This is a genomic window from Curvibacter soli, from assembly GCF_029211125.1.
Lineage (GTDB): Bacteria > Pseudomonadota > Gammaproteobacteria > Burkholderiales > Burkholderiaceae_C > Curvibacter_A > Curvibacter_A soli.
In genome coordinates, this window is the sequence record NZ_JARGEN010000050.1 from 1 (window position 1) to 15,960 (window position 15,960).

The 15,960-nt window shown below is 67.9% G+C and carries 10 protein-coding genes; 5 read left to right on the forward strand and 5 right to left on the reverse strand.

Features of this window, described 5'->3' with window-relative positions; all coding sequences use genetic code 11:
• Nucleotides 1-386: 386 nt before the first annotated feature.
• Together PY257_RS11075 and PY257_RS11080 are read right to left on the reverse strand one after the other, a co-directional pair.
• Nucleotides 387-4,028: a hydantoinase B/oxoprolinase family protein gene (locus tag PY257_RS11075; RefSeq protein WP_275741731.1), complete on the reverse strand. Its 3,642-nt coding sequence runs from the start codon at nucleotides 4,026-4,028 to the stop codon at nucleotides 387-389.
• 343 nt (nucleotides 4,029-4,371) lie between these two features.
• Nucleotides 4,372-4,935: a winged helix DNA-binding protein gene (locus PY257_RS11080; protein ID WP_275741733.1), complete on the reverse strand. Its 564-nt coding sequence runs from the start codon at nucleotides 4,933-4,935 to the stop codon at nucleotides 4,372-4,374.
• A gap of 167 nt (nucleotides 4,936-5,102) precedes the next feature.
• Here PY257_RS11080 and PY257_RS11085 point away from each other — a divergent pair, with 167 nt between their 5' ends.
• Genes PY257_RS11085 through PY257_RS11105 form a run of 5 tightly spaced genes read left to right on the forward strand, consistent with a single transcriptional unit; the run spans nucleotide 5,103 to nucleotide 9,986 of the window.
• A complete protein-coding gene (locus tag PY257_RS11085) occupies nucleotides 5,103-6,077 on the forward strand; it encodes a TRAP transporter substrate-binding protein (RefSeq protein WP_275741735.1) in 975 nt (324 codons plus the stop codon).
• Nucleotides 6,078-6,098: 21 nt separating this feature from the next.
• On the forward strand, nucleotides 6,099-6,608 hold the full coding sequence (locus tag PY257_RS11090; RefSeq protein ID WP_275741736.1) for a TRAP transporter small permease: 510 nt from the start codon (nucleotides 6,099-6,101) through the stop codon (nucleotides 6,606-6,608).
• Between the two features lie 36 nt (nucleotides 6,609-6,644).
• Nucleotides 6,645-7,946: a TRAP transporter large permease gene (locus PY257_RS11095; protein ID WP_275741738.1), complete on the forward strand. Its 1,302-nt coding sequence runs from the start codon at nucleotides 6,645-6,647 to the stop codon at nucleotides 7,944-7,946.
• 13 nt (nucleotides 7,947-7,959) lie between these two features.
• On the forward strand, nucleotides 7,960-8,349 hold the full coding sequence (crcB, locus tag PY257_RS11100; RefSeq protein ID WP_275741740.1) for a fluoride efflux transporter CrcB: 390 nt from the start codon (nucleotides 7,960-7,962) through the stop codon (nucleotides 8,347-8,349).
• 32 nt (nucleotides 8,350-8,381) lie between these two features.
• The gene (locus PY257_RS11105) at nucleotides 8,382-9,986 is read left to right on the forward strand and encodes a methyl-accepting chemotaxis protein (protein ID WP_275741742.1); all 1,605 of its coding nucleotides are present in this window, start codon (nucleotides 8,382-8,384) and stop codon (nucleotides 9,984-9,986) included.
• 299 nt (nucleotides 9,987-10,285) lie between these two features.
• Here the strand turns inward: PY257_RS11105 and PY257_RS11110 are convergent, their stop codons facing one another.
• The 3 genes from PY257_RS11110 to PY257_RS11120 all read right to left on the reverse strand — a co-directional run bounded on the left by PY257_RS11110 (nucleotide 10,286) and on the right by PY257_RS11120 (nucleotide 15,871).
• Complete coding sequence (locus tag PY257_RS11110) at nucleotides 10,286-12,595, reverse strand: TonB-dependent receptor (RefSeq protein ID WP_275741744.1); 2,310 nt, start codon at nucleotides 12,593-12,595, stop codon at nucleotides 10,286-10,288.
• Between the two features lie 321 nt (nucleotides 12,596-12,916).
• Entirely contained in the window at nucleotides 12,917-13,276 is a 360-nt protein-coding gene (locus PY257_RS11115) for a DUF2946 domain-containing protein (RefSeq protein WP_275741747.1), read from the reverse strand.
• Nucleotides 13,277-13,315: 39 nt separating this feature from the next.
• Nucleotides 13,316-15,871, reverse strand: coding sequence for a circularly permuted type 2 ATP-grasp protein (locus PY257_RS11120; protein WP_275741767.1), 2,556 nt, complete (start codon nucleotides 15,869-15,871; stop codon nucleotides 13,316-13,318).
• Between the last annotated feature and the right edge of the window lie 89 nt (nucleotides 15,872-15,960).

Genomic DNA, 15,960 nt, shown 5'->3' on the forward strand with positions numbered 1-15,960 from the left:
ATCCCACGTCCGGGCGGGCCAGCATGTGGCGGCGTGCTGGCCTTTCTCATTCCTCACGGCGGTACACTATGACCCTGGAAACGGCAGTTGGATGCGTCTGCCAGTGCCGTGATCGGGGTGCCAGGCAAGACGCGACGACGCGGCGGGCTCATGCCCGCAAGGAGGAGCAACGCCGCATGGCGCGCCGAGCGCGGTGCTGGCAGGTGCATAGCGCGCTCACCCACGAGGTGAACCCCATCGAAGCCGGCAACGCTTGATTTCATGCGGCCTGGCAAGGGATACGAAGCGGTCAACTGCCGTTTCCAGGTTCAAAATTCATGGGGCCGGAGCAATAGAACACTGCCCGGAAAGCACAGCCCCCCGAAACGAAGACGCTGCGCCAGGCATCAGGCCGCGCCATAGCCGCCGCCGCCCGGCGTATGCACCTCGAACACATCGCCGGGCGCCATCTCGGCCTGGCCGATATGGCCCAGGTCCTCCACGCGGCCATCGGCGCGCACCACACGGTTGATGCCGACAGCGCCGGGTTGCCCGCCGGCCATGCCGAAGGCGCCGTGCACGCGGCCATTGGAGAGGATGCTGGCGGTCATCTCCTCCAGGAACCGCACGCGGCGCACCCCGCCGTCGCCGCCCTTCCAGCGGCCCTTGCCGCCCGAGCCCTGGCGGATCTCGTAGCTCTGCAGCCGCACGGGATAGCGGAACTCCAGGATTTCCGGGTCGGTCAGGCGCGAATTGGTCATGTGCGTCTGCACCACGCTGGTGCCGTCGAAGCCATCGACGACGCCGCCCGCGGCGTCGATCACCGCCCCGGCGCCGCTGCCGCCCGAGATGGTCTCGTAGTACTGGTGGTGCGCGTTGCCGAAGGTGAAGTTGTTCATCGTGCACTGCCCCGCCGCCATCACGCCGAGCGCGCCGTAGAGCGCATTGGTGATGCAGGTGGAGGTCTCCACGTTGCCTGCAACTACCGAGGCCGGCGGGCGGGGGTTGAGCATGGAGCCTTCGGGGATGATGACCTTCAGCGGCTTCAGGCACCCGGCGTTGAGCGGAATGTCGTCGTCGACCAGCGTGCGGAACACGTACAGCACGGCGGCCATGCACACGGCCGTGGGCGCGTTGAAGTTGTTGGACTGCTGCGCGCTGGTACCGGTGAAATCGATCTCGGCGCCGCGGCTGGCCGCGTCCACGCGCACGGCCACGGTGATCTGCGCGCCGTTGTCCAGCGGCAGCGTGAAGCTGCCGTCCTTCAGGCGCGTGATGACGCGGCGCACCGACTCCTCGGCGTTGTCCTGCACGTGGCGCATGTAGGCCTGCACCACGCCCAGGCCGAACTGCGCCACCATGCGGCGCAGTTCCTGCACGCCCTTCTCGTTGGCGGCGATCTGGGCCTTCAGGTCGGCCATGTTCTGCTGCGGGTTGCGGCTGGGGTATTCGCCGCTCTGCAGCAGCGCGAGCATCTCGGCCTCGCGCAGCACGCCGCCCTCGACGAGCTTGAAGTTGTCGATCTGCACGCCCTCCTCCTCGATGCGGGTGGAGAACGGCGGCATCGAGCCCGGCGTGGTGCCGCCGATGTCGGCATGGTGGCCGCGGCTGCCCACGTAGAACAGCGGCACGGCCTGTGCGTCGGCGCCTTCGAGATACACCGGGGTGATGACGGTCACGTCGGGCAGGTGGGTGCCGCCGTGGTAGGGGTCGTTGAGCGCGTACACGTCGCCGGGCCGCATGCGGCCCGCGTTCTCGCGGATCACGGTCTTGATGCTCTCGCCCATCGAGCCCAGGTGGACCGGCATGTGCGGGGCGTTGGCGATCAGGTTGCCCTCGGCGTCGAACAGCGCGCAACTGAAGTCGAGCCGCTCCTTGATGTTGACCGAGTAGGCCGTGTTCTGCAGCTGCAGGCCCATCTGCTCGGCGATGTTCATGAACAGGTTGTTGAACACCTCCAGCAGCACCGGGTCCACCGTGGTGCCGGCTGCGAAGGTGGCGGCGCGCGGCACGCGGCGCTCCAGCACGAGATGGTCCAGGCCCGTGAGCTGCGCTTCCCAGCCGGGCTCGACCACGGTGGTGGCGTTCTTCTCGGCGATGATGGCCGGGCCGGCGATGGCGTCGCCCGGGCGCATGTCCTCGCGCACCACGAGCGCGGCGCCGTGCCACTGCCCGCCCGAGTACATGCGCACGGTCTCGCGGCGCGGCACCTCGCGCGGCGCGTGCACGGCCTGGCGCGGCTCGGCGGGCGCGTCGCCCGCCACGACGGCCTCCACCGACACTGCCTCCACCACCAGGCCCTTGCCGTGCATGAGGAAGGCGAAGCGCTGGCGGTAGGCGGCCTCGAAGCCGGCCACGATGTCGTCGAGGGTGCCGAAGGGCACGACGAGCGCCGAATCGCTGCCCTGGTAGCGCACATGCACGCGGTGGTGCACGGCGACCGCGCCCGCGCCGACCTGCTGGCGCGCAAGCTCGCCCTGCGCGGCGGCGGCCAGGGTGTCCAGCCGTTCGGCGATGACGGGCAGCGCCTGCGCCGACAGCGGCAGCTCCACCGCCTGTTCGCGGATCACGTTCTGGTCCGCCAGGCCCATGCCGTAGGCGCTGAGCACCCCGGCCAGCGGGTGTACGAACACGCGCGTCATGCCCAGGGCGTCGGCCACCAGGCAGGCGTGCTGGCCACCCGCGCCGCCGAAGCACTGCAGGGTGTAGCGCGTCACGTCGTAGCCGCGCGAGACGGAAATCTTCTTGATGGCGTTGGCCATCTGCTGCACGGCGATGGCGATGAAGCCCTCGGCCACGTCCTCGGCATGGCGGCCCGTGCGCGCGGCCAGTTCGGCGAACTGGGACTGCGCCGCCTCCAGGTTCAGGGCCTCGTCGGCCCGGGGCCCGAATACCCTGGGGAAGTAGCGCGGCTGGATCTTGCCGAGCATGACGTTGGCGTCCGTCACGGTCAGCGGGCCGCCGCGCCGGTAGCTCGCCGGGCCCGGGTTGGCGCCCGCGCTCTCGGGGCCCACGCGAAAGCGCGCGCCGTCGAACTGCAGCACCGAGCCGCCGCCCGCGGCAACGGTGTGGATGCTCATCATGGGCGCGCGCATGCGCACGCCGGCCACCTGAGTCTCGAACTCGCGCTCGAACTCGCCCGCGTAGTGCGACACGTCGGTGGAGGTGCCGCCCATGTCGAAGCCGATGACCTTCTCGTGGCCGCCCAGCACCGCCGTGCGCGCCATGCCGACGATGCCACCCGCCGGGCCCGAAAGAATCGCGTCCTTGCCCTGGAATGCATGCGCGTCGGTCAGCCCGCCCGAGGACTGCATGAAGAACAGCTTGACGCCCGGCATCTGGCTCGCCACCTGCTCCACGTAGCGGCGCAGGATGGGCGAGAGGTAGGCATCGACCACCGTGGTGTCGCCGCGGCTCACGAACTTCATCATCGGGCTGGTCTCGTGCGAGGCGCTGACCTGCATGAAGCCCACCTCGCGCGCGATGCGCGCGGCGGCCTTCTCGTGCGCGGTGTAGCGGTAGCCGTGCATGAAGACGATGGCCACGCTGCGCAGGCCGCGCGCGTAGGCGGCCAGCAGCTCGCCGCGCAGGCTGGCCTCGTCGAGCGGCTGCTCCACTTCGCCGTGCGCGCCGACGCGCTCGCGCGCCTCGATCACGTCGCCGTACAGCAGCTCGGGCAGCACGATGCGGCGGTCGAACAGGCGCGGGCGGTTCTGGTAGGCGATGCGCAGCGCGTCGCGGAAGCCGCGCGTGGTGACCAGCAGCGTCGGCTCGCCCTTGCGCTCCAGCAGCGCGTTGGTGGCCACGGTGGTGCCCATCTTCACGCATTCGACCAGGTCCGCCGTGATGGACTGGTCCTGGCCGAGCCCCAGCAGGTGGCGGATGCCCGCCACCGCCGCATCGCGGTACTGCTCGGGGTTTTCGCTCAGCAGCTTGTGCGTGGCGAGCGTGCCGTCGGGCCGCTTGGCAACGATGTCGGTGAAAGTGCCGCCGCGGTCGATCCAGAACTGCCAGCGCGCGGGAGCAGGGGTTATGTTGGTAGCTTGCATGGTTTGATGGTGCGGGGCACTGCTGTCCGGTTAAGACTGGAAACGGCAGTTGGATGCGCCTGCCGGTGCCGTGATCGGAGTACCAGGCAAGACGCGACGACGCGGCGGCCTACCGCCCGCAAGGAGTAGCAACGCCGCATGGCGCGCCGAGCGCGGTGCTGGCAGGTCACATGGGTCGGGCACGATGAACGGCAGAGCGTCCATGCTGCGGATGGAATCGCCGCCGCCGGCAGCAGCGCAACGGCTGCCGCGGCAAGGCGGCGGCGGCGGGAAATGCGGGCTTCTGTCATGTCGGCTCCTTTGCAACGGCCTGTGGGAAAAAGCACATGAAGCTCTCCGGCGATCAGGAAAACGCCAGCGAAGCCGCCGCGCGCGCCGCCTGGTCGTACACGCCAGACAACATGCGCAGCAGCCGCGCCAGTTCGCCGATGTCGCGGTTGAGGCTGTCGTCCGCCTTGAGGGCGCCGATCAGGCACTGCTCGCGCACTTCGCGGTAGCGCGCCACGTAGGACTGGCCTTCCTCCGTGGCGGCGTAGGTCACTTCCTTGCCGTTCTTGCTGGAGACCACGACGCCCATGTTCTGCAGTTTCTTGAGCGAGTAGTTGATGAGGTGGGTGTCTTCCACGTTCATGATGAAGCAAATGTCGGCCAGCCGCTTGTCCCGCGCGCGGTGCGTGACGTGGTGCAGCACCAGCACGTCGAGCGGCGTGAGGTCCTTGAGCCCCGCCGCACTCATGCAGTGCATCACCCAGCGGTGGAAGGCATTGCCCGCCACGATGAGTCCGAATTCGAATTCGCTCATTTCCACGCTGCGCGTGGATACCAGATGGGCCGAGGACACGATGGGCCGCCCGGGCGCAGCCTCACGCGGCGCGGGGGCAGAAGCGGGAGCGGACTTGCGCACCATGGCGGCACCTCATCATTGGCATTGATATTGCATGTGGCGAATTCTATGGGTATCACCAATAATTTGTCGACAAATTATTGTCGTTTAGAGAAAACGCCTATCGCTGCAACCGGCCGGCGGGCGCTACATTACCAATCCATCAACCCCCTTCAACCCAAGGAGTTTTCATGAAACGCCGCATGTTTTCGCTGACCGCCATCGCTCTGACGCTCGCCGCCGGCGGGGCCCATGCCCAGACGAAATGGGATCTTCCATCGGCCTACCAGCCCACCGATTTCCATGTGGAGAACCTGAACCTCTTCGCACAGGACGTGGACAAGGCCACCGCCGGCAAGCTGAAGATCACCGTGCACATCAACAGCTCGCTGTTCAAGGCCCCCGAGATCAAGCGCGCCGTGCAGGGCAACCAGGCCCAGATCGGCGAAATCCTGCTGGCCAACTTCCAGAACGAATGGCAGATCTTCGGCGTCGATGGCCTCCCCTTCGTGGCCACGAGCTACGACGCGGCCTGGAAGCTCTACCAGGCACAAAAGCCCTTCCTGGAGAAAAAACTCTCCGAGCAAGGCATGACGCTGCTCTATACCGTGCCGTGGCCGCCGCAGGGGCTCTACAGCAAGAACCCGGTGGCCAAGGTGGAAGACCTCAAGGGCTCGAAGTGGCGCGCATACAGCCCCGCCACCGCCCGCATCGCCGAGCTGGTGGGCGCGCAGCCGGTGACCGTGCAGTCCGCCGAGCTGTCGCAGGCCATGGCAACGGGCGTGGTGGAAAGCTTCATGACATCGGGCGCGACGGGCTACGCGACCAAGACCTACGAGTACATCAAGAACTTCTACGACACCCAGGCCTGGCTGCCCAAGAACGCCATCATCGTGAACAACAAGGCGTTCGCCGCCCTGTCCAAGGACGAACAGGCCGCCGTGCTCAAGGCCGCCGCCAGCGCGGAATCGCGCGGCTGGGCCATGTCCAAGCAGAAGACCAAGGACTACACCGACCTGCTCCAGAAAAATGGCATGCGCATCCTGGAGCCTTCTGCACAATTGAAGGCCGGATTCGCAAAGGTGGGCGACACGATGCTCAAGGAATGGATCGAGAAAGCCGGCCCCGACGGCAAGGCGCTCATCGACGCCTACAGGAAGCCCTGAGCATCCTGCACCACCGGCAACATGCGTCGCATCCTCGACTGCCTCTATGACGGCGCCGCTGCCCTGGCGGCGCTGTGCATGGTGGGGCTGCTCATCGCGGTACTGACCTCCATCGCCAGCCGCCAGCTCGGCGTCAACGTGCCCGGCATCGATTCCTACGCGGGCTACCTCATGGCCGCGTCCGGCTTCCTGGCGCTGGCCAGCACGCTCAAGCGGGGCGAACACATCCGCGTCACGCTGATCCTGGGACACCTGAAGGGCGCGGCGCACCGCCGGCTGGAGCTGGCGGCGCTGTTCATCGCGCTGCTGCTGTCCCTGCTGTTCGCGTGGTACAGCGTGCGTCTGGTGTGGCAGTCGTATGACTTCCACGACATCTCGACCAACAACGACGCCACGCCGCTCTGGCTCCCGCAGCTCAGCATGGCCATCGGCGCCGTGATCTTCGCCATTGCCTTCATCGACGAGTTCGCGCTCGAACTCGCCGGCAAACGCCGGCAGCGCGACGACGGCGAACTGCTGCGCACCGAATAACGTCCAAGTCACGACACGCCACAGCACACACACACCATGAACGACATCGCCATCATGTCGCTGCTGATCGTCACGCTGTTCCTGATCCTGGGCAGCGGCGTCTGGATCGGCCTCGCGCTCTCGGGCGTGGCCTGGATCGGCATGCAGCTTTTCTCATCGCGCCCGGCGGGCGATGCCATGGCGGTCACGATCTGGGGCTCGTCCTCGGGCTGGACGCTGACGGCGCTGCCGCTGTTCCTGTGGATGGGCGAGATCCTGTTTCGCACCAAGCTGTCGCAGGACATGTTCAAGGGGCTCGCCCCCTGGATGCAGCGCCTGCCGGGCCGCCTGCTGCACACCAACGTCATCGGCTGCGCGATCTTCGCCGCCGTGTCGGGGTCGAGCGCCGCCACCTGCGCCACCATCGGCAAGATGACGCTGCCCGAGCTGAAGCAGCGCGGCTACCCCGACGACATGGTCATCGGCACATTGGCGGGCGCCGGCACGCTGGGGCTGCTGATACCGCCGTCGATCATCATGATCGTCTACGGCGTCAGCGCCGACGTGTCGATATCGCACCTGTTCATCGCGGGCATCCTGCCGGGCATCCTGCTGGCGCTGCTGTTTTCCGGCTACATCGCCGTATGGGCGCTGCGCCACCCCGACCAGATCCCGCCCGCCGATACGCAGATGACGTTCATGCAGAAGCTCAAGGAGTCGAGCAGCCTGATCCCCGTGGTGCTGCTGATCGCCGCGGTGCTGGGCTCCATCTACACGGGCTTCGCCACCGCGACCGAGGCCGCCGCCGTGGGCGTGGTCGGCTCGCTGCTGCTCGCGGGCCTGCAGCGCTCCATGAACTGGCAGACGTTCAAGGAATCCCTGCTCGGCGCCACGCGGCTCTACTGCATGATGGCGCTGATCCTGGCCGGCGCCGCCTTCCTCACGCTGGCCATGGGCTACCTGGGCCTGCCCCGGCACCTGGCGGAATGGATCGGCTCACTGGGGCTGTCGCAGTTCCAGCTCATCGTGATCCTGGCCATCTTCTTCATCATCCTGGGCTGCTTCCTCGACGGCATCTCGATGGTGGTGCTGACCATGGGCGTCATCATGCCCACCGTCACGGCGGCGGGCATCGACCCGGTGTGGTTCGGCATCTTCGTCGTGTTCGTGGTCGAGATGGCGCAGATCACGCCGCCCGTGGGCTTCAACCTGTTCGTGCTGCAAGGGATGACGGGGCGCCAGTTGCCCTACATCGCCCGCGTGGCCCTGCCGATGTTCTTGCTCATGGTGGCGGGCGTGCTGATCATCTACTTCGTGCCGGGCCTGGCCACGTGGCTGCCCCTGCACATGAAGCTGTAGCCCCGGCGGCCGCATGCCGAGCATCGCCGCCATCTGCGCCGGAGCCTCCATCGGCGCGCTGCTGCGCTGGCGCCTGGGCCTGTGGCTCAACACCCACGGCATCCTGCCGTGGGGCACGCTGGCGGCCAACCTCGCGGGCGGCTACCTCGTCGGGGTGGCGGTCGGCGTGTTCCAGGCCATGCCGCAGATCGACCCGGTATGGCGGCTCGCGCTCGTCACCGGCTTTCTGGGCGGACTGACGACGTTCTCCACGTTTTCCGCCGAGGTGGTCGGCATGCTGGCGCAGCAGCGCTATGGGCTGGCGTTCGGCACCCTGATGCTGCACGTCGCCGGCTCGCTGCTGCTGACGGTGGCGGGGCTGCACAGCGCATCCCTGGCCATGGGCGCCGCGCCGCCGGCCTGAACTTTGCATTCCATTTTCCGGAACACAAACCCATGCACAGCCTCGCCACGACCGATACGCCCGCCGCGCCCATTGCCATGCCGGCCCCCGCCGCCGCGCGCACTCTGTCGGTCGGCACCAAGCTGGCCCTCGCCTTCGGCGTCCTGAGCCTGGCGGTGGCACTGGTCGGCGCGACGACCTGGTTCACCGGGCAGGCCACCATCACGCAGGCGCGCGCCCTGCTCGACGAGCAACTGCCCATCGAGCGCGCGGTGCGCGACTGGAAGGCCCAGTCCATCCTGCTGGGCGAACTTGCGCAGCGCGCGGCGGGCAGCAGCGACGTGTTTCCCATCGCCAACGAAATCCGCACCCAGATACAGCGCGACGACCAGATCGCCGCCGACATCCGCAAGCGCGTGGCCGCGTCCGCCTCGGCGGCGCAACTGGACAAAGACCTGCAAGCCGTGCTGTCGCGGCGCGATGCCTATGCCGCGCTGCGCGGCCAGCTCGTGCAGAACTCGCTCGAAGCCCGGATCATCACCCAGAAAGAGCTGGCCGACCATGCACAGGCGCTCAAGGACTACCACGCGCGCATCGACACGCTGCTGGCGCTTTCCGAAAGCACGGCGCGCACCGCCGCGCAGGACATGATGCAGCGCGCCCAACAGGCCCAGTGGATCAGCGCGGGCGCGGTGGGCGTGGTGGTGGCGCTCTCCATCCTGTTCGGCTGGCTGCTGCGGCGCTCCATCGTCGTGCCGCTCACGCAGGCGTCGGATGCGGCGGCGCGCGTGGCCGGCGGCGACCTGACCGTGCGCATCGACGCCACGCGCGGCGACGAAATCGGCACGCTGCTGCAGGCGCTCAACCGGATGGTGGACGCGCTGCACCGCGTGGTGTCGGAGGTGCGCGCCTCGGGCGACGCCATCCACCTGGCCAGCCGCGAGGTGGCGACCGGCAACCAGGACCTGAGCCAGCGCACCGAGCAGACCGCCAGCGCCCTGCAGCAGACCGCGTCGAGCATGGAGCAGCTCACCGGCATGGTCGCGCACAACGCGGACAACACGCGCCAGGCCGACCAACTGGCCGCCACCGCGTCGTCGTTCGCCGACAAGGGCGGCAGCGTGGTCCAGCAGGTCGTCGCCACGATGGAGGCCATCAACGCCAGCAGCCGCAAGATCGCCGAGATCGTGGGCCTGATCGACGGCATCGCGTTCCAGACCAACATCCTGGCGCTCAACGCCGCCGTGGAAGCCGCTCGCGCGGGCGAGCAGGGCCGCGGCTTCGCCGTGGTGGCGGGCGAGGTGCGCACGCTCGCCAAGCGCAGCGCCGATGCCGCGCGCGAGATCAGGCAGTTGATCCAGACCAGCGTGCAAAACGTGCAGGACGGCGCCACGCTGGCAGGCACGGCGGGCAGCGCGATGGACGACATCGTGGGCAGCGTGCAAAAGGTGTCGCGCATCATCGGCGAGATCAGCACGGCCACGCACGAGCAGTCGCAGTCCATCGGCCAGGTCAGCCAGGCGGTGGGCCAGCTCGACCGGATGACGCAGCAGAACGCCGCGCTCGTCGAGGAAAGCAGCGCCGCGGCGCAAAGCCTGACCGAACAGGCCGGGCGGCTGGCGCGTGCCGTGGGCGTATTCCATCTCGGCGGCGACTGACCCGTTTACCTGCCTCCCGATGCATACTCCCAGGGAGTATGCATGTATTCCGCTTTATTTTATTGCGGTGGCGGATAGTATATAGGGGGAGTATGCTGGTTTTGCTTGTGTTTTTCGTTGTGTTTTGGCTGGTCGGGATGTGCGCCCGGCGGCGCACTCACTTAAACCTGGAAACGGCAGTTGACCGCTTCGTATCCCTTGCCAGGCCGCATGAAATCGAGCGTTGACGGCTCCGATGGGGTTCACCTCATGGGTGAGCGCGCTATGCATCCCTTGCCAGGGTCATGGGCCTGGGAGGCTCAGAACTCCATGGTCACGCCGACGTAGATCGACCGGCCCATGCCCGGCACGGCGGTGCCCCACATGGAAGAGCCGCCGATCTCGCGGTTGAAGGACATGGTCGCGCCCTGCCCGGTGTAGGCCCCGCCGAGTGGCAGGTAATAGAGTTTGTCGAACAGGTTCTCGACGCCAAAGTTGACGTGTACCTGCTTCCATGTATAGCTGGTGCGCAGGTTCACCAGGCTGAAGCCTGGTGTCTTGATCTCATTGCGCACGTCGGATACGTGGCTCTTGCCCTTCACCATCAGCAACTCGATGCCGTTGTCCCAGCCGCGATACTGGTGGGTGAGCGCCAGCCGGGCATTGAGCGGCATGATGTTGTAGAGGCCGTCGCCGGTGTCGAGGTTCTTTCCGCGGGTGATGTTGATCAGGCCGTTGAGCCCGAATTTGCCGGCGCGGTTGCGGGCCAGCGGCATCTTGCCGGAGAGGTCGAGGCCGTAGAGGCGGGCGGCCTGGTTGGCGTACTGGAGGTGAACGAACTGGTTGGTCGCGGCGGTATTGGCCGGGCCGCCGCAAAGCGCGTTCATCGCCGCGCCGCTGCCCTGGCAGCGTACGGCGTCGATGAAATCGGTGACATGCGTGTAGTACGGTGTCGCCTTGAACTCCCACTCACGGTCGGGCGCATGCCAGTCGAAGGTGGCCGAGATCGTGTGGGCCGTCTCTGGCTTGAGGTTCGGATCGCCGAAATAGCCGTTTCCGTCGCCGACGAAATTGTTCATCTCCAGCGCCATGGAGTGCTTCGACCAGGAATAGCGTTCATACAGATTGGGTGAACGGGTCTTCATGGCATAGCCGAACTCGATGTCGTGCATCGTGTCCGGCGAATAGCGCGCCAGAGCGGTCAAGTCCCAGTTGTTGTCGGTCTTCTCCCGGTTGGCGGCATTGAAGGCATCGGCTGAGGCCCAATACCCCGCCATGGCGCGGTTGTATCCCTGCACCGGCCCGGCATCCATCTTCACCCGCTCGTAGCGCACGCCGACCAGCGTCAGCCACTGCGGACTGACGCGCGACTCCCATTCCGTGAACAGCGCCGTGCGGTTGCGCTGGCCGTCGTTGATGTTCCAGAACGTGTCCGGCGCCATGCCGCCGAAGCTGGTTCCCGCAGGCAGGACGGCGGGCGAAGGCGGCCACCAGTCATTGAGCCGGTAGTTCTGGATTTCGCTGCCCAGCCGCAGGACGTCGCGCGCACTCAGGTCGACAGTTGCCTTGATGGTGGCGCCGGTGTTCTTGCTCCTGGTGTACATCGGCATGCCCGGCGCGACGATGCCGGGCGGCGCGCCATACACGAACATCTTGTCGTCGCCGAAATCCATGTAGTGATCGACTTTTTCATGATATGCCCGCGCCTCCAGCGCGCCCCAGCCGAACTGACCGAGGTAGCGCAGGTTGATTCGGTGCTGGGTGTTGTCCAGCATGTCCATGCGCTGGTTCGGGTAGAGCTGGTAGGGCAGGTCCTGGTAACCCAGTTTTGCTTCGACGAGGTGGTTGTCGCCCCGCAAGGCCACCCCCAGCAGGTGATTGCGGGTCTTGTAGGCGGTCGAGCCGACTTCGTCGCGGGGCAGCGTGTGGCCGGGAACACCGGTGACGTCGTAGTCCTTGAAGTCGCCGCCGGCCTTGTAATTGTCGGAGCGGGCCGTGGCGCCGCTGTAGCTGACGTTCAGCCGGTCGTTGGCCCAGGTGACTGCGACGTTGCCGCCGCTCTGGTCTGCGTTGCTGCGGTAGAAGGCCCCGAGCTGGCCCTTCACGAAGCTCTTCTGGCCAGGCGCCGCGAACTCGGGGGCGGGTGTCTCGGCAATGATGGTGCCGCCGATGGCGTCGCCCCCCACGCTGACGGGCGTGATGCCGGCATAGACCCTGAGCACATCGACCTGGCTGGGGTCGAGGTAGGAGAGCGCCGGATTCATGTGGTTGGGACAGGCGGCGATCAGGTCCATGCCGTCGACCTTGATGCGCAGGCGATCGTCGGCCAGGCCGTGAATCACCGGCAGACTGGACAGCCCGCCCGCGCCGTAGAGGCTGACGCCGGGCACGTTCCTGAGCAGGCTGGCGGTGTCGCTGCTGGCGTCGCGCAGGCGGTCGAGCGTGGCCGGCTCGACCGTCGTCGCGCCCAGCGTCTGACTGGCGCCTGCGCGGCTGCCGGTGACGGTGATTTGGGGCAGGGTGGTGTCCGTGGTTTCGTCGGCTGCGCGGGCTTCGCCGCCGAGCAGCGACAGTGCGGGCAGTGCCAGAACGAGGGCACAGGTGGGCTTGCAGAATGGGGTTGGAGACATGGTGTATCCGTTGTGATTTGCGAGAGGTTCAGTACCGGTGCGGGCCGTGCGCATGGGCGGCCGCAGCGTGCGGCGTTTGCACCCAGACCTTGGCGGCCTGCGCACCGGCGTGTTTGAACTTCAGGGTTGACGTGAGACGGTCGCCGTCCTGCAGCGGCCGTTTCGGCTTGATCGGCAGCAGGCGGTGTTCACCGCTGTGGCGCAGGGCGATTCGGCTGGCAACAGCGCGAAGAAGGGCACTTCATGCATGCGCATCCACGCAGCACGAATACCGGCTCTGGCGCCCGAAGCACGGGCGCCAGGTGCCACGAATTCAAGAGTTCAGAAGAAGGACGGCGGGCCGCGTGCCGGCAGGGGGGCAGCGGTCAGAGAGGCAATATGCGCCGCGGGAATGCTTTGCAGCACATATGCGAGCGGCTGCGCGGGCGCGACGGTCGGATTGAAGACGACCGGCGGCAATCCACCGTGGCTGACACACAGGAGGCAGTCCGGCATGGGGCCGGATACTTCCTTCGTGCCATCGTCGGTCTTGATCAGCACCTTCATCACGCCGGTGCCCGAACAGACCAATTCCATGGCTGTGGGCTTGATGATCGGTGAAGCCATTGCAACAGCCACCGACAATACCCACCACGCGAGCACCCAATGGGCGAGGCGGTGGGCGCAGCGCAGCTTTTGCATGGCGGGAATTATGCTGGAAACGGCCGGTGCATGGCGCTCTCACGCCCCCACGCTGTGCTTGGCTTCTCCCGAATGGGTGAAGTAATGCGCCCCCACCGCGTCGGACACCTGGTAGGCCGCGCCGACGCAGCGGTCCAGCAGGTCGAGCAGCGCCGGGTAGCGGCCCTTCGCGTCCTGCGCGCAGATGGCGCCCAGCTCCCACTGCGCGGGATCGGGGATCTCCTGCGCCAGGTCGTCGAGCGGGCTGCTGACGTGCTGCGCGAGCTTGGCGAGTCGCCCGCGCAGCGTCTGCACCACCCATCCCAGCGAGCGTGGGTTGTCGCGGTCGAGCACGATCAGCTCCAGCAGCGCCGCGGCGTCGCGGCTCTGCTGGTACTGGGCGTGGAAGGTGATGGTGCTGTCGAACAGCGCCAGCATGGCATCGAAGCCGCCGTCGGTGTGGATGGCGCCGCTGTCGAAGCCCTCGGCCAGCGATGCGGCCAAAAAGCCCAGCCGTTCGAGGTGGCGCCCGATGGACAGCAGCCGCCAGCCGTCGTCGCGCGTCATGCGGTCGGTCTGCGCGCCGGTCATGGCCGCCATGTGGCCGCTCGCGGCTTCGAGCACGCGCAGCGCCTCGACCGACGAGTAGTCGCCCTCGGCGGTGAACTCGCTGCAGCGGCGGAAGAACTCCTGCTCGGTGTGGACGATGGCGTTCCAATGCTCCTGCGACAGCCGCTCGCGCACCGCCGACGCCGCCGTCTTGATGGCGCGCAGGTTGAAGCCCACGCTGGTGCCGTTCTCGGTGCTGGCCAGGCCAGCGATCAGCGAGCGTTCGAACACGCGGCGCGCCTGCAGCGCTGCGGGCACGCTGGGCAGCACCAGCCCGTTGGACGCCGCCAGCGCCGTGAGCCAGGCCATGAGCGGGGGGGACGACTGGTCCTCTCCGCCCAGGCTGTCGAGCGTCAGGCGGGCCAGGCGGATGGTGTTCTCGGCGCGCTCGCTGTAGCGGCCCAGCCAGAACAGGTTCTCCGCCGCGCGGCTGGTCACCAGGCGCTTGCGGCCCGCGAGCTGCGCGGGCGTCAGGTGCGGCTGCAGCAGCGTGGTGCGGTCCACCGTGCCGTTGGTGAGCACCCAGGCATCGGCGCTGCTGCCGCCGCGCTGCATGGAGGTGATTTCCTCGTCCGCCGTGGCGATGCGCGCCAGCCCTCCGGGCAGCACGTTCCACGACTGCGGTCCGCTGGCCACCGCGAACACGCGCAGCATGACCGAGCGCGGCACGATGCGCGCCTGGTCCACGGTGTCGCGCCAGGTGGGCACCTGCGACATCGGCAGGTAGGCCTGCACCGTGTGCTCGTCGCCCTGGCGCATGATGCGCCCGGCCCATTCGTCGAGCGCGCGGCGCGACAGGTGCTGCCCAACCACTGCGTTGAAGGTGTTGTGGCCCGTGGTGCCGGGATAGGTGGGCTTGACCACGCAGGCGTCTAGGCGCGGCAATACCTCTTCCATGGCCGCGCGCTCGCCGCACCACCAGGTGGGCAGCGCGGGCAGCAACAGCTCTTCGCCAAGCAGGTGGCGCGCCAGCGCGGGCAGGAAGCCCAGCATGGCGGTCGATTCGAGCAGCGCCGAGCCCGGCGCGTTGGCCACCAGCACGTTGCCCGCGCGGATGGCCTGCAGCAGGCCGGGCACGCCGAGCGTGGAGTCGGCGCGCAGCTCCAGCGGGTCGAGGAACTGGTCATCGAGCCGCTTGAGCAGCGCGTGGATGGGTTGCAGGCCCTGCAGCGTGCGCAGGTACAGGCGCTGGTCGCGCACCGTGAGGTCGCCGCCTTCCACCAGCGTCAGGCCCAGGTAGCGCGCCAGGTAGGCGTGCTCGAAGTAGGTCTCGTTGTACGGCCCGGGCGTCAGCAGGGCGATGTGCGCGTCGGCACCCGCAGGGCTCATGCGCCGGATGCCGTCGATCAGTGCGCGGTAGGTCGCGGCCAGCCGCTGCACGTGCATGGCCTCGAACGCCTGCGGAAACAGGCGCGAGATGATGAGCCGATTCTCCAGCAGATAGCCCAGGCCCGAGGGCGCCTGCGTGCGCTGCGACACCACCCACCAGTTGCCGTCGGGCCCGCGCGCGAGGTCGAAGGCGGTGATGTGCAGGTAGGTGCCGCCCACCGGCTGCACGCCGTGCATGGGGCGCAGGTAGCCCGGGTGCCCTTGCACCAGCGCGGGCGGCAGCAGCCCGCGCGCGAGCAGTTGCTGCGGGCCGTACACGTCGGCCATCACGCGCTCGAGCACGCGCACGCGCTGCTGCACGCCGGCCTCTATCTGCTGCCAGCTCTCGGGTGTGATGATGAGCGGGAACAGGTCGAGCGACCAGGGCCGCTGCGGGCCGTGCTTCTGGTCGGCGTAGACGTTGTAGGTCACGCCGTTGTCGCGCACCTGCCGCCGCAGGCTGGCCATGCGGCGGTTCAGGTCGTGGAAGCCCGGCGTGCCCAGGTGCTCGAAGAACTGCCGCCAGGCCGGCGCCAGGGCCGCCTCGCCAGGGCCCGCCGCCTGACCGCGCAGCTCGTCGTGGTGCCCCGCCGCGGCGGGCGCCGCCAGCGCCAGCGCCAGGGCGGCGGGCGTTTCCATCGTGGCGGGGTCGAAGAGGGTCGTAGGGTTGTCGTTTTCCACGGAACGCGGATTCTCCCACCGGCCAGGGCAGCGGGGCAGGGCGCCGG